General features: G+C 58.6%; 9 protein-coding genes. 5 read left to right on the top strand and 4 right to left on the bottom strand.

Annotated features, from left to right (window positions below; genetic code table 11):
* The first annotated feature begins 4 nt into the window (after positions 1-4).
* The 3 genes from Mal65_RS18500 (at position 5) to Mal65_RS18490 (ending at position 2,766) form a co-directional block, all read left to right on the top strand.
* The gene (locus Mal65_RS18500; RefSeq protein ID WP_145300907.1) at positions 5-496 is read left to right on the top strand and encodes a molybdenum cofactor biosynthesis protein MoaE; all 492 of its coding nucleotides are present in this window, start codon (positions 5-7) and stop codon (positions 494-496) included.
* Positions 497-503: 7 nt separating this feature from the next.
* Positions 504-1,673, top strand: a complete 1,170-nt coding sequence (locus Mal65_RS18495) for an aminotransferase class V-fold PLP-dependent enzyme (RefSeq protein WP_145300904.1) — start codon at positions 504-506, stop codon at positions 1,671-1,673.
* Between the two features lie 169 nt (positions 1,674-1,842).
* Positions 1,843-2,766 (top strand): cytochrome c, encoded by a 924-nt coding sequence (locus tag Mal65_RS18490; protein ID WP_145300901.1) that lies wholly within the window; start codon positions 1,843-1,845, stop codon positions 2,764-2,766.
* Positions 2,767-2,854: 88 nt separating this feature from the next.
* Here Mal65_RS18490 and Mal65_RS18485 read toward each other — a convergent pair whose 3' ends face one another.
* The 3 genes from Mal65_RS18485 to Mal65_RS18475 all read right to left on the bottom strand — a co-directional run bounded on the left by Mal65_RS18485 (position 2,855) and on the right by Mal65_RS18475 (position 9,095).
* Positions 2,855-4,072: a type II secretion system F family protein gene (locus Mal65_RS18485; protein WP_145300899.1), complete on the bottom strand. Its 1,218-nt coding sequence runs from the start codon at positions 4,070-4,072 to the stop codon at positions 2,855-2,857.
* 71 nt (positions 4,073-4,143) lie between these two features.
* Positions 4,144-5,838, bottom strand: coding sequence for a GspE/PulE family protein (locus Mal65_RS18480; RefSeq protein ID WP_145300896.1), 1,695 nt, complete (start codon positions 5,836-5,838; stop codon positions 4,144-4,146).
* A 149-nt stretch (positions 5,839-5,987) separates the two neighbouring features.
* Entirely contained in the window at positions 5,988-9,095 is a 3,108-nt protein-coding gene (locus Mal65_RS18475; RefSeq protein ID WP_145300893.1) for a secretin N-terminal domain-containing protein, read from the bottom strand.
* Between the two features lie 759 nt (positions 9,096-9,854).
* On the opposite strand from Mal65_RS18475, the gene map reads away from it, so the two are divergent.
* Together map and Mal65_RS18465 are read left to right on the top strand one after the other, a co-directional pair.
* A complete protein-coding gene (gene map, locus Mal65_RS18470; RefSeq protein ID WP_145300891.1) occupies positions 9,855-10,652 on the top strand; it encodes a type I methionyl aminopeptidase in 798 nt (265 codons plus the stop codon).
* A 175-nt stretch (positions 10,653-10,827) separates the two neighbouring features.
* Positions 10,828-12,813: a hypothetical protein gene (locus Mal65_RS18465; protein ID WP_145300888.1), complete on the top strand. Its 1,986-nt coding sequence runs from the start codon at positions 10,828-10,830 to the stop codon at positions 12,811-12,813.
* On the opposite strand, the gene Mal65_RS18460 is transcribed toward Mal65_RS18465, so the two are convergent.
* A complete protein-coding gene (locus tag Mal65_RS18460; RefSeq protein WP_145300885.1) occupies positions 12,802-15,018 on the bottom strand; it encodes a sulfatase/phosphatase domain-containing protein in 2,217 nt (738 codons plus the stop codon). The genes Mal65_RS18465 and Mal65_RS18460 overlap by 12 nt on opposite strands.
* Between the last annotated feature and the right edge of the window lie 200 nt (positions 15,019-15,218).

Below are 15,218 nucleotides of genomic sequence, written 5' to 3'. Positions count from 1 at the left end.
GTCGATGGTCGATCAGGCGAATTCGTCACCAACACAGTCCGATCACCGCAGCACTGAAATTCACGTTGCCTTGACCGATGATCCGATCGCAACGCAGCAGTGGATGAACCGTCTGGGCGATCCCGATGTGGGGGCGCACGCTTGGTTCATCGGCGTGACGCGTGGGCAAACCAAGGCGTCCGATCAGAACGACGATGACAAGACTACGTTGACGCTGTTTTACCAAGCTCAACGTACGATGGCGGTGGCGGAAATGCGGCGTCTGGCTCAGGCCGCGGTCGACCAGTTTGGTTTGCGGGGTTTCGTACTGGTTCACCGTTTGGGAGAAGTCCCCGTCGGCCAAGCCAGTGTGTTGCTGGGATGTTGCAGCCCGCATCGCCGTGGATCGCTGGACGCCCTGCCCTGGGTGATGGACCAGCTGAAAAAAACGGTTCCCATTTGGAAGCAAGAACACTACATCGATGGGGTGACCGAGTGGGTTCACCCCGAAAGCTGAGAATGTATTGACGGACAGCGAGCGGTTGTATTTGGATCACGCGGCGACGTCCTGGCCCAAGCCGGCCGGCGTGATGCAGGCGGTTGCCGATTTTGCGTTGAACTGTGGCGCCAGCGCCGGCCGTGGCGCGTATGCATCGGCGCAAACGGCCGGCATGATTTTGGCAAGCGTACGCCGTGACCTCGGGCGTCTGATCAATGCACCTTCGCCCGACGACATCAGTCTGCACGCCAGCGGTACCTTGGCGCTGAACGTTGCGATCGCCGGCGTGCTGCGGCCCGGCGATCATGTGGTGGCGACCGCGACCGATCACAACAGCGTATTACGGCCGTTGCATCATTTCTGTAAGCATCGGGACGTCGATTGGACCGTTGTGAAATGCGATGCCGCAGGTCGCGTCGATCCGTCGTCGATCATTGATGCGGTGGGGCCACGAACTCGGCTGGTCGCCGTCAGCCACGTCAGCAACGTGACCGGCACCGTTCAGGACATCAACGCGATCGCTGATTCGCTTTCCGGGCGTGACGCATTGTTTCTGGTCGACGCGGCGCAGTCCTTGGGCTGGATTCCGGTGGATGTCCAGGTCGGCATTGATTTGTTGGCCGCTCCCTGTCACAAGGCCCTCAGAGGACCAGCCGGAACTGCGATGTTGTATTGTGCACCCGCGGTTCAAGCTCAGTTGAACACGATGGTCTTTGGCGGAACCGGTTCCTATTCGGAATCGCTGGAAATGCCGACACGGTACCCGGATCGATTGGAAGCCGGCAGCCTGAACGTTCCCGCGTTTGCGGGCGTGGCCCACGCGGTTGGCCGACTGCGAAGCGACCAAGAAAACAAGACGACAAACGCATCGTCGATCGGCCGCCAATTGTCCGAACGAATCCACGCGGGACTGCACAGTCTGCCGGGTGTCACCGTGCTGGGAACCCCGGGCCCGGTTCCCGTTGTCAGCTTTGCCATTGACGGCATGCCGCCCGCCGACGTGGCTGCTGTTCTGGATGCCGAATTTCAAATCGAAGTTCGCGCGGGCTATCACTGCGCCGCACTGATTCACTCGCATCTTCCCACCGGCGACCTGGGAACCGTGCGTGTCAGTGCCGGGCACGAAACCACCACCGACCAAATCGACCGGTTCCTGCAAGCGGTGGAGGCAATCGCCGTGTCGATGCAGCCGTAGCCCCAAGATCGACCGTTTGAAACCGTCAAGTTTGCCGTCTTGATCTATGATGATTAAAACGCGGTGAACCGGCGATCCATAGGATTTTTCATCACGCCGCCGATGGACCGCAGTCAATCCATAACCAGGTGAATGTGTTTTGATACTTACGATTCGATGCCGACGTCTGATGCGTCGACCGTTTGCTTGGCTGATGTCCCTGGCAATTCTGGGCGGCGGAATCGTCGTGTCCGCACCACCGCCGGATTTCGATCCTGATGAAGTTCGCAGTGTGTTCTTCGAATCGCTGGATGATGCGATCCGTGGCCAGCGGCCGAAGTTGGGCGAAATGGGGACCGGGCCATCGACCGCCAAGTCCAAGGCGACCAATCCGTCCGCCGACTCGGGCAACAATGACGGCACATCGGTGTGGAATGTGGGTGCCGACGCGGTGTCTTTGGAAGACGAAATCAAACGCTTGCGATTACGGTTCGAACAAGGGATCACCACCCCCGGTGCGTTTCGCAGCGGTGGCTACCAGGACGCTCGATTGGATTTGACCGTGCTGGCGACATGGTTCGCCGTGATCAACGAATTCGAGGGCGATGTTCGGTGGAAAGACGACGCCGCCGTCGCACGCGATGTCTTGGCCCGCACCGCACGCAACACCCAAAGCGGGACGATCCAGGTTTACAACGAAGTCAAAAAACGTGCGGCGGATCTGCAGGATCTGGTTTCAGGATCGGGCTTGGCCGCCGCCAAAGCCGACCCGGACAACGATTGGGCCACCATCGCGGATCGAGTCCCCTTGATGAGGTACGCCGAACAATTGCTGGACGATCTTTCTGACGCAACATCGGATGTGGCGACGGCCAAAGAAGAAGCCGAGGTGGCGTCTCGCAACGCCGATCTGATCGCGTTACTTGGGGTTGTTTTGACACGCGAGGGCTTGGACGAAGCCGATGACCCCGACTACGTCGAATTAGCCGAAGCGATGACGAATGCAGGGCGATCGGTCAAACAAGCGGTTCGGCAAGATCGATGGGGCGACCTTCGATCCGCGGTCGGCGAAATCAGCAAGACCTGTGCGAATTGCCACGAGCAATATCGCTGAAATTGTTTCGCCAAATCGCTGAGCTTGAATTCCCACGCGGCCGAATTTGTCTCGGTGTGTCGTTCGGGTGCAAAGGTTTGTGCTTCGTCTAGATGGACGTGCTGCTCTTGAGCACCGGAACCAGAAGCGCCAACACGACGGCCAGAACCAAAATCGCCATGATCAGCAGCATCAGGGGTTCCAACAGGCGGACGAACAAGTCCAGACGCCGGAAGGTGCGTTTTTCCAGCGAATCAGCGATCTCGGGTAACACCGTGTCCAGTGAATTGCTTTCTTCGCCCACGCTGATCATTTCCACCACGGCGATCGGAAAATAGCCGCTGCTGCGCAGTGGTTTGGCCAGGCTTTCGCCGCTGCGGATGTTCTCGGTCGCATCGGCAATCGACTTGCTAAGCAGCCGGTTGCCGGTCGCAGATCGGCTGATTTCCAGCGAACGCAGGATCGGCACCCCGTTGCCAAGCAAGGTTCCCAACACGCGGCAAAACCGCGCGACGGCCAGGTTCATCAGGATGCCGCCCAGCACGGGAATCTTCAGCTTGACCTTGTCTGCCGTGTCCTTGCCGGAATCCGTGTTCAATTTCAATTTGATCAATACACCGACAACCACCAGAGCGATCAGGATGACCCAGCCGTAGTCTCGCAGCAGGTTACTGAACGCCAGCAGGCCTTCGGTCATCGCCGGCATTTCGCCTTTTTCACGCAAGCGGGCGAACAGTTGATCGAATTTGGGGACAAAGAAGACCAGCAGTGACGTGACGACAACGGTGCCGACACAGAACAGGAAAACGGGATACGCCATCGCACTGACGGTTCGCCCTTTCAGGTCTTCCTGCAGTTCGGTGAACGTCCCCACGCGGTCCAGAGCGTCTTCCAAAAAGCCGCCTTCGGTTCCCGCGCGGACCATGTTGACTGCCATGTCGCTGAACGCCTTCGGGTGGCGCGCCATCGCATTGCCGATCGGTTCCCCGTCTTCGACACGGTTGCGGATGTCCTTCAGGACTTCGCCCAGTGCCGGCGTCGATGATTGATCGGCCAGCACGTTCAGTGCGCGAATCATGGGCACGCCACTGCGCAGAAGCGACGCCAGTTGCCCATAGAAGGTCGCCATCGTCTGGCCTTTGACCTTCTTGTTGGATCCGACCGTCAACGATGTCAGGGCACCACCGGCCTTGGCGTCCTTGATGCTGACGGGGAACAACGATTTTTCGGCCAGGATGGAACTGGCTTCACGTTCATTGCCGGCTTCCACTTCACCGGTGATCGATTTTCCCGACATGTCACGGGCGGTGTAGGCAAACGTCGGCATCGCGAACAGTCAGGGGGTTGGGAAAGGAATGTGTCGATGAAAAGAAAGACGATCGAACGATCGTCGACGAATCAGATGGCGTCGCCCTTGGTCACACGCAAGACTTCGTCCACGCTGGTGGTTCCTACGACGGCTTTGTCCCATGCGTCCATCCGCAGGGTTCGCATTCCTTCCTTGACCGCTTGTCGCCGAATGTCCCAACTGCTGGCACGTTCTTGGGCCAGTTCGCGAATCGCTTCGCTTGTCACCAGCAATTCGTAGATCCCCATTCGCCCGGTGTAGCCGACGTTGCGACATTCGCGGCAACCGACCGGACGATACAGCGGGCGGCCTTCCAAAGCGTCGAACGGGAAATCGCTGGGAAGATCCGCCTGATGCGGTTGGTATTCTTCGCGACAGTGGACACAAAGGCGACGCAGCAGACGCTGGGCCATCACGCCTTCGACGGTTCCGGCGACCAGGAATGGTTCGACGCCCATGTCGCCCATTCGTGTGAACGCTCCGGCGGCATCGTTGGTGTGCAGCGTACTGAACACCAAGTGACCGGTCAGCGATGCCTGGGTGGCGTTTTCGGCGGTCTCGAGATCGCGGATTTCCCCAACCAGTACGATGTCGGGGTCATGCCGCAGAATGCTCCGCAGCGACGCGGCAAAGGTCAGGCCGATCTTGGAATGCACCTGGATCTGGTTGATCCCGTCCAATTGATACTCGACCGGGTCTTCGGTCGTGATGATCTTGTTCTCAGGACTCTTGATTTCCAGCAGGCTGCTGTAAAGCGTCGTCGTTTTACCCGAACCGGTCGGCCCGGTGACCAGAATGATGCCGTGGGGCAAACGGATCAGTTCGCTGAACCGACCGTAGATCTCCTTGGACATCCCCAAGCCTTGCAAGTCGAACACCATCGACGACTTGTCCAGCACCCGCATGACCAAGCCTTCGCCGTGGATCATGGGGATCACGCTAAGCCGGATGTCGACCTCGCGTCCGTGGACCCGCAACTTGATGCGTCCGTCCTGGGGCAATCGTTTTTCGGCGATGTTAAGCCGCGCCATGATCTTCAAGCGGCTGATGATCGCGGCTTGGAACCGATTGATCTCCGGTGGAACGGGTTGTGTGTGAAGGATGCCGTCGATCCGGTACCGAATGACCAGACCGTCGGATTGTGATTCGATGTGAATGTCACTGGTTCGCGTTTCGATCGCTTCGATCAAGATTTCGTTCACCAGGCGAACGACGGAGGCCTCCTGGGCCATTTCGCTCAGTTCGCTGCCGTCGGTCTCGATTTCTTCCAGCAGTTCGACGTCGTCTTCGTCACCGACGTTGGCGATCAGGTTTTCCACCGTTTCGCTGCCGACGCCCAGATGCTTTTTCATCAGCCGCGCGATTTCGCCTCGTTCGGCGACGACGGGGATGACATTGCGACCGGTCGCGGCGCTGGCTTCGTCCAGCGGATAAAGATCGAACGGATCGGACGTGGCGACCACGATCGATTCACCTTCGAAGCCGATCGGGAACAACGACTGGCGATAGATCAGCTTTTGCGGAAAGCCTTCCAGCGCCGACAGATCGACTTCGTGCAGACGCAGATCGACGAAGTCCAGGCCCACTTCTTCGGCCACGGCACTCAGAGCGTCCCGTTCATCGACGTATCCCAACGACACCGCTGCTTGCAGCACACTGGGGGAATCGTCGGCGGCACTCTGGCGAAGCTGTTCTTCGGAAATCAGTCCTCGACGTTTAAGAATTTCGCCTGCGTGCATGATCATCTTCGTTATCCGAATGTCAGTGATCCGCGTCGTGGGGACGCGGAGCCCATGTCCGGCGGGCCCGCGTCAGCGGATCGTTTAGGGTGGGACCGTCCATTGTCGCCTATCGCGACGTCGGGGAAACGATCGAACGATTAAAAAGTTTGGGCCTATCGGCCACCACGACCGCCTCCGCCGCTGGGACGTCCGCCGCCGCCGCCGCCGAAACCGCCCGGACGACCGCCGAATCCGCCGGTGCTTCCGCCGCCAAATCCACCTGGTCGACCACCGCCGCCACCGAATCCGCCGGAGGAACCGCCGCCGAAACGAGATCGGAAAGCTTCGATGCGTCGCCGAATATCTTCGGGTGATGATCCGCCGGATGAGGTTCCGCTGCCGCCGTTGGATGAGCTGTTATTGCTGTTGGCCCGTTCTTCGGCCTCCTTTTCACCCAAGAACTGTTCGATGGCCTTTTGCATGACCTCGGGATTGGTGGCGCCGTCCATCGTATAGACTTCGGCGACTTCCTCGGTCTCCATGCTGCCGTCGTCCAGGGCTTCCACCAATTGTCGTACCTCAGCCAAGTCTTGGCTCGTTGCGGTGACGACCAGCGAATTGCTGCGAGCGTCGACGGCGATTTTCATCTTGGTCGGTTCGCTGGTGGCGCTGTCGGAACCACCGCGTCCGCCCCGTCCACCGCCACGCAGTGCGGCGATGAAGTCGGCCGGGTTGGGCTGGCCGCCGCGTCCGCCGCCGCCGCCACCACTTTGTTCTTCGGCAAACTTCTCTGCAAACACAGCTTTGATGATTTCGGCCACATCATTGGCGTCTTGATAGATGACCGGGATCAGGGCCGGTTTCAACACGGTTTCGATGTCTTCGGGACTTTCTTCGACATCCAGTTTCGCCAGGATCGCTTCGATGAACGCCAGGTCGGTCGCGTTTGCTTGAATGATCAGGGCGTTCAACCGCGCGTCGGCGACGATGTTGACCGATCCCGAGGTAGTCAGAATGCTTTTGCTGGATGAATCCGATCCACTTCCGCCGATGCCCATCAGGCCGCCCAGCATTCCGCCACCAAGGCTGCCCAGCGCCGAATCAGCCATCGATGTCAGCGACGACTCGGCACCGCCCATCACACTGGCAACCAATTCTGCGGCGACATCTGCTTTGATGTACTTCAGCCAAAAGATGGTCGGCATTTCCGATGCGGCCATCGACGGTTGGGTGATCGTTTCCAGCAAGGCTTCCAAGTCATCCAGTGCGGCGGCGTCGTCCGATGCGATCATCAATCCATTGGGCGTCATCTGGATCACGATGTCCGACCCCAGTCCCAGACGATCCTGTTCCTCTGCGGCGGTCAGCTGATCGGATTCCGCTGCCCCGTTCCGGTCGTCGGCGTTGTCTTCGTCCGTTTGTTGAACCGGGTTGGTGATGTAAACGAAGGATGGCTGGTCCGCCGACCGATGATTCCACCTTGCATCGGTTGGGACATCGTTGCGAGTCTGTGAGTTTGGATAGCTGGTGTTGGATTCATCCGCTCGGCGAATCCGACGTTCTTGCAAGCCGCCGGAATTGCCATTGTTGCTGGATGGAGTGATCGTGCGGATCGGGTTGTCGCGACCCGTCATCGGCCACAGGGTTCGCAATTGTTGCAGCGCGTCCTCGGCGGCCCGTCCGGTGTAAGGCAACACACGAACTTTGTCGCCGAAAATGCCGGCCGACTGATCGCCTTCCAAACGCTCAATCAATTCGCGGACTTGATTGATCTCGGCTCGGGTCCCCTTGACCCACAAGCGGCCCGTTGCCGGGTCGCCGTCGACAGTCGGTCCTTCGCCGCCTTCCTCGGTGATGCCGAAGTACTTATTGATCGTCAGCAGGGCTTGGGAAGGTTCCAAGCGTTTCAGATCGATGATGTCAAACTCGGTCCCGTTGCCTTCCAATTCGGCAATCGTTTCACCGATCAACTGTTGAGTTTCCGGACGAGCCCAAGCGATCAATGCATTGCTGTTGGGTTCCACCGCGATACGTGTGTCCGGGGTGCCGGCCAACAGAGTTTGCAGCACGTCGAACACCGTGTTGATCTCCGCCGCTTGTACGGTGTGCGTGCGGAAAACAGGCAGGCTGATTTCGGCGTCGTCGGCCCCATCGGCGTTGGGCATCGGTTGATCCGCGGTCCGGATGATCGATTGCAACTGGGCCAACTTGGATTGGCTTCCAAAGGCCAAGATGCGTTCACCGTACAGGCCAAGCGAGATGCGGATTTCGTCGTTCGTGTTTTCGCCGGGTTCCAGGCCCAACAGTGGACGGGCAAGTTCCAAAACTTCCTCGGCACCACGATGCTGCAGTCGGATTTCGACGACGCTGCTGTTGGTCTGGTTGGCTTGTTCCAACACCTTTTGGATCGCCCGCAGACGCGCGACCGTATCGGTCACGCGGACCTGACCCGCACTTTCCAAAATCACAATGTCGCCGAAGGGGCTGATCAGTTGTGGCAATTCTTGATCCGCCGCGTCGCTGGTCATCCCGCCGAGCGAGAAAAAGGTGGTGACGATGTCGCTGCTGCCGCGGCCGGCCAAGTCGTCAGGAGAAACTTGTTCGCTGATTTCAGCGATCAGTTTGTCCGCGTTGTCGATTTCCAAGTCGATCACGGTCAGCATGCGTCCGCGACGGACCAAGGCCCAACCTTTGTCCAACAACAAGCGGTTCAAAAGATCCAGGCTTTCGTTGATCGAATACCGCCGTGTCGGATCGATGTAGCTGACCGATCCCGGCGGAAACTGATTCACTTGCAGCGACAAATCCGCCTCATCGGCGTACCACTGCAGAACGTCACGCCACGGTGTGCCGTTAAAGTTGAACGAAAGCTGGGGGCCCGCCGCCGCGATCGCTTGACGGATGATTTCTTCGGGCGTGTCGGCACGCATCAGCGCTTCGGCCGCTCTGCGTTGTGCTTCGGGGGACGTCGGCGGCTGGACTTGTGCGGGGGTGCCGGCCGGTGCGACTTGCGAAGCATCGGTTTCACCCACCGCGTTATTGTCGGCCGCTTCTGGTGACGCGTTGCCTGTAACGAATTCGGTCTTTGCCACGTCCGCGACCTGGTCCGCCGACGGTGCCGATTCGGAATCCGGCGTGGCGGTGTCCTGGGCGCTCGTGGGCGAGCCCGCGGTGGTCACCACGGCTAGGCAGACGATCAAAGCCAACAGACGCCTTGGCCGACGCGAAGCGACCGGGCGGCAAGACGTGGTGAAGGATCGACGAATAGGAGATTGGGTCATCGTGTGGGTCGGTCCACTGTCGAGTTTCAAAAGCCGTGACGTGCGAAAAGCCGATTCGAAAACCAGTCATTGGGCAGGCAAGGTGATTTGCCGCCCGTTCAGGTCATTGATTCATGGAAAAGCACCCGTCCTTGAGCCGTTTGGTTTTCCCGCTTGGTCAATCGGGTAGCCCGCCGGTTGAGGGGCCGGCCGGCATCCACATTCCGATTGTTTCAATCGCTGGGGGCGAATTGGCATACTAATCGGGATTTTTCCGGTAAACGGCCCAAAACGGTCGACACGCACAAAGCCGTCGCTCGTCGGGACGTTTGCCTCCAAGCAATCGTTTTAACCCGGCGATTCCGACGAAGTTCTGTCCGCCGCCCGCTTTTCAGCCGCGTTTTGATCGGTCCGTTGGCGGTAACGCTTGGGATTCGATCCTGACGCTGATAAGATCGTCCGACGCCTTTGCGAGTCCAATTCGTCGTCGATTCGGGCATCTTGGCATCGGTCGGTTCGGTGCCAGACCACTAAACTGGGGACCGGATGGCCGACCAGGCTGTGATCCCAGCCGGACGCCGCCCCACGGTTGTGTTGTGCTCCGTTTTGCTGCGTCTGGTTTTTGCCTGGTTTTGCTGTGCTCCGTCACGCCGCGCTTCGTCATGCCGTCGGCACCGCTGGTTGGATGGATTTGGCCGTCGATTACCTGATCCGTCTCCGAATTTCCGCGGCGTTCCCTGTTCAACGTTCCCAAAGTCTTTTTTCCCATCTCAACGTCGCATGCTGAAAAAGCAAAAACGATTGATTTTGACCGAAGCCCAACGCGACGCGATGCGTAAAGCGGGTCGCGTCAATGCCCAGTTGTTGGATTTCGTCCGCCCTCATGTCAAAGCCGGCATCACTACGGGGCAAATCGATCGCATGGTCTATGAGTGGACTCACGATCACGGGCACAAGCCGGCAACGTTGGGGTACCAGAACTATCCCAAAAGTTGTTGCACCAGCGTCAACGAGGTGATCTGTCACGGGATCCCCGACGACTACGTGCTGCAGGACGGGGATATCGTCAACGTGGATATCACGACCATCGTCGATGGATGGCACGGTGACCAAAGCGAGACGTTCTTGATCGGCGAGGTCGATGAGGAGAAACGCAGTGTCACGCAGTGTGCGTTCGACTGCTTGTACCTGGCAATCGAAGCCCTGGTGCCCGGTTGTCGCGTCGCCTTGATCGGCGAAACCATCGTCCCCGAGGCTCATCGCCGCGGTTTCACCGTGGTTCGCGAATACGTGGGGCACGGCCTGGGACGACAGTTTCACTTGGATCCATCGATCCCTCACTTCCCGAACCGACAAAGCCGCATCGATCGACTGCACCCGGGCATGTGTTTCACGGTGGAACCGATGATCAATGCCGGGTCTCGATACACCAAGAGCGATAAAACCGATGGCTGGACAGTGCGAACCAAGGATGGCAAGCCTTCGGCACAGTTCGAACACAGCATTCTGATGACCGAAGACGGTCCCGAGATCCTGACGCTGACCGAAGACGGGCCGCGACGCGGGCACCGTTTCTAAGGACACGCGGATTTCTTGAGCCTCGGCTTTTGAGGTCTCCGTTCACCGAGACCTCACATCGGGGGCGTCCGCGAATGCCCCCCATGCGCGTGGCGAACTGATCTTGCTCAAGGTGACCACAAATTCCTAGGGTGAGCGACAAACACTCCGTATGTCGAACGCCAGCGAGGCAAGGATGCACGCTCGCCCCACCACGAATCACCTTCACTGGTGCTTGATTCTGATCGTCGTCGTCCTATCGGGATGCCGCGGAACTCGGCCTTTGGGCGGCTGGGTACAGGTCAAAGCTGAACCTACCGGCGATCTGCCGGCGATCGAGCCGCCACCGCAGCGTCTGGCCAAAGCCGCCGGAGCCGCAGCCGCAACCACTGCCGAAGCACCCGGCACGTCGCAGAACCGTCTAGCGTCGGCCAATATGGCCGAACCGCCGATGAAAACGGCATCCGTCACAACGGCATCACCCGCGTCACCGACTGGTGTGGCCGAACAAAGCGTTGCGCCGCAAAGCACGACCGAGCTGGCCAATAAGGCCCCCAGTGGGACTCGGCGTACCGAGCGTTTGCTGTACCAAAAACCCGAGCGACCCCAGAGCAAAGTCGCGGCGGCAAAGCCGGCACCCGCCCCGACCGGCGAAGCAGAATCTGGCCAACCGCCGGCCGAACAAGTCGCAGCCGCAACGGCAACGCCAACCACACCGGATGCGAAGACCCCATCGGAATCGACGGCCACGTCGATGCGTCTGAGCGACCAGATTGTCGAAGATCTGACTCAAGGCGATGCCCAGAAAAAGGTCGCCGCGACCGCCAAAGTTTCAGGCGAATCGACCGCCGAAAGCTCGCCCGAGTCCGGCGATGATTCGGTGGCAACGCAAACCACCGACGATAGGTCGTCGAAGGTCGCGGCAGCCGAAAAAGCTGAGAATGCTGATGACCAAAAGGCTGCCGAAGCCGAAAACGCGCTGGACGCTTTTGCCAACAGTCCGCCCGAGATTCAACAACAGGCTTTGCGTCACTTGATCACTTTGGCCGTTCGTGACGCCAATCGAACCAGCCAGCCGGCGTCGATCGACGACTTGTTGCTGCAGGCGATGTCCGATCCGGTGGACTTGCCGGAGCCACGACGCACCCCATCGCCGATGCAAACGACTCGCATCGTGTCGCCCGGCACGCAGGCCGCCGCGACCATGGTTGTACAGTCACCGCCGCAGGCCGACAACACTGCGCCCAAACCTGATCCGGTCGTTGCACCGGAGTCGTTGGTCAAGGTCGAAAACGCCCCGGCGTCTTCGGCAACCGCGTCGGTTCAGCCGGTCGGTTCGGTGGATGACAAAGACAGCGTCGATTCAGTCGAACTGGCGGTGGTCAGCCAGCCGATGCCGGAACCAGCGAAGAAGTCGGGGAACCCGGCGGATTCCGTTCAGTCTGCGGTCGCCCAAGTCAGCAACGCCCTTTTGTCCGACGACGCCCTGTATGACATGTTGATTCGGCGTTTGGGCCAGGCCGCCGATGATGAAACCGAAGCCCAGAAACACCGTCGCGAAATCATCACCCGTCACCTGATGGTCTTGGCCGGCAAACCGGATGCGGCCGTCGAAGGCATCGAGGGCTTGACCCGCGAGGAACAGGAATACCTGCGTCACCAATTGATGGGTTTGTGGACGATCATCGATCCGGCCGGTCATCCGGTCCCCAGCCGACGCTTTCATTCGGCTCTGCCACAAATGCGCGAAGGCATCAAGCATTTGGCAGCGTCGACCGATTCGCTGGAAGTTAAATCGATGGCCTTCTGTACCGCCGTCGATTGGTACGGGCAGTACAAGGAGTTCGATGAAGCCGTCTTCAAGCCCGAGGCCGACGTGATCTTGTACTGTGAAGTGGACAACTTCACCGCCAAACAAGTCGGCGAAGGATACGAGACGCATCTCCAGGGCAGCTACACGATCTACAACGCCGATAACCGCAAGGTGCTAAGCCAGTTGTTGCCGGCCGACAAGCAAGTGTCGCGAAACTATCTGCGTGACTACTTCATTGCCTATGGCATGAAGATCCCCACCGCGCTGACCGCCGGCAAATACCGGCTGGAATTGACGATGGAGGATCTGAACGGCAAGAAGTACGGTCAGTCCAGCATTGACTTTGAAGTCAAAGCATCAAAGCCCTAGATCTTTCAGCTTGGGTTCGATCGCTTCGGCCCAAAGCCGATAACCCGCTTCGCTCAAGTGCAACTGATCGGGCATGATTGTCTTGCTGATTGTGCCATCGGATTCCAGGAACACGTCACCGATATCCATATAGTGCACGTGTGAACCATCGGCCAGTTTGCGGATTCGATCGTTGATCGCAATGTTGTTCAAACGATAAAGATCGAATGGGGCCGCGCCCCGTGGGAAGATTCCCAACAACAGAATCTGGGTGTCCGCCCAACGCTGTCGCAAATCTTCGATGATGGCCGTCACGCCCTGGGCGACCTGATCGGGCGACTGCATCAAGTGACCGGTGTTGTTGGTGCCGATCATGACAACGGCCACCTTCGGGTTCAACTTGTTGACCTTGCCTTTGTCCAAACGCCAAATCACGTGTTCGGTACGGTCGCCACTGATTCCCAAGTTGATCGGGCTTCGGTCACCGTAGAATTCCTGCCACACCTTTTTGCCGGCGCCCTCCCAACCTTGCGTGATTGAATCGCCGATGAAGGCAAGGTCCGCGTTGCCCTGGGATGCACGGCGTGTCTGCGATTGAAAGCGATCGGCCCACCATTTTTCGGTGCCGCGGGTCGCAGGAATGGTCGCCGTGTTCACGTCGTACAGAACACGCAAATCCCAGTACCGTTTTTGCATCGCCAGCAAAATCGATGCGTACTGCGGATCGTCATGCACGCTTTTTAGTTCCAGCGGATCCGTTTGCAGATCAAACAGATTCCATTGGCGAGTGCGGGCGAAGTACATCAACTTGTACCGATCCGTTCGGACGCCATCGTGAAGCGGCACGTTGTGCACTGCGGCATTTTCATAGTACGCGTAATAGATCGCGTCGCGCCAATCGGACGTCGCTTTGCCTTCGTTCTTCAGCATCGACACCATGCTGCGTCCTTGGATTTCATCGGGGACACCGGCGCCCGCGATTTCCAGGAACGTCGGCGCGTAATCGATGTTTTGGATCAACGCTTTGGATTCGACGCCGCTTTTGACCTTACCGGGCCAGCGAATAATGAAAGGCATCTGCAGCGATTCTTCGAACATCCAACGCTTGTCATACCAGCCGTGTTCGCCCAAGTAGAAACCTTGGTCGGAGCTGTAGATCACGATGGTGTTTTCGGCCAAGCCGGAATCATCCAAGTAATTTAGCAGCTGACCGACGCTGTCATCGACCGCTTGAACACATCGCAGGTAGTCTTTGATGTAGCGTTGATATTTCCACCGAACGATGTCTTGCTCGGACATCGAACCGTCACGGATCGACTTGATCAGAGCTTCGTTTTCCGGGCCATAGGCGGCGTCCCAGGCGGCTTTTTGCTGGTCCGTCATTCGCTGATATTCGCGATTGATGATGCCGGATGCAAAGTGTTCGGGGAACTGGTTTTCGCCCTGGAACTTCATGTCGTGCTGCCAATACATGTGATCGGCGATCGACATTTCGTTTTCTTTCAGCAGTTCGCTTCGTCCCTGATAGTCATCGAAAAGGGTTTCCGGGACGGGAACGTCGGTGTCCTTGTACAGTGAAAAGTGACGTGGCGGTGGCGACCAATTTCGGTGCGGTGCTTTGTGTTGGCACATCATCAAGAACGGCTTGTCCTCGTCACGGTTCTTCAGCCAGTCCAGCGCCTGTTCGGTAATGATGTCGGTGACATAGCCTTCGTATTGCTTGCGGTCACCACCCATCTGCAGAAAGACCGGGTTGTAATAGTTGCCTTGTCCCGGCAAGACTTCCCAGTGATCGAACCCTGTCGGGTCGGTCCCCAGGTGCCACTTTCCGATTAGTGCGGTTTGATAGCCGACATCCTGCAACAACTTGGGAAACGTCACTTGGCTGCCGTCAAAACGGTTGCCGTTGCGTCGGAATCCGTTGATGTGACTGTGCTTGCCGGTCAGGATGCAGGCTCGGGACGGTCCACAAATCGAATTGGCGCAGAACGAATTGCGAAACAACATGCCGTCGCTGGCAATGCGATCCAGATGGGGCGTTTGGTTGATTTTCGAACCGTAAGCGCCAATGGCCTGCGTCGCGTGGTCGTCGGAAAACACAAACAAGATGTTTGGCCGCTTTGCGGTGTCGTCGTTCGCTGTGGCCAGACGATGGCCGAAGGCGGTGGCGGTCAGCAGGGCCAAAATGGCGGCGGTTCTCAGCGCCGGCGGTGTGCCGAGTCTCATGATCAGGTTGGGCTCCCAAGATTCGAAGGAAGGGTTTCAGGCGGGGTGGGAAAGCCAACAGGATAACGGTTGGGACAGCGGGCGGAGGCGACCGGCGGACCAAAGCGTCGCGGTTACAAGGAACTGTCAGAACCTTGCCGCGTTCCAGATCGGCGATTCGTTAGACTTGACGTATTGATGCCCCCGCTTGATTGGACGAC

Origin of the sequence: Crateriforma conspicua, from assembly GCF_007752935.1 — a bacterium.
In the GTDB taxonomy this organism is placed as follows: domain Bacteria; phylum Planctomycetota; class Planctomycetia; order Pirellulales; family Pirellulaceae; genus Crateriforma; species Crateriforma conspicua.
Note: the sequence above shows the minus strand (reverse complement) of the source record. Positions and strands in the feature narration are given on the sequence as shown.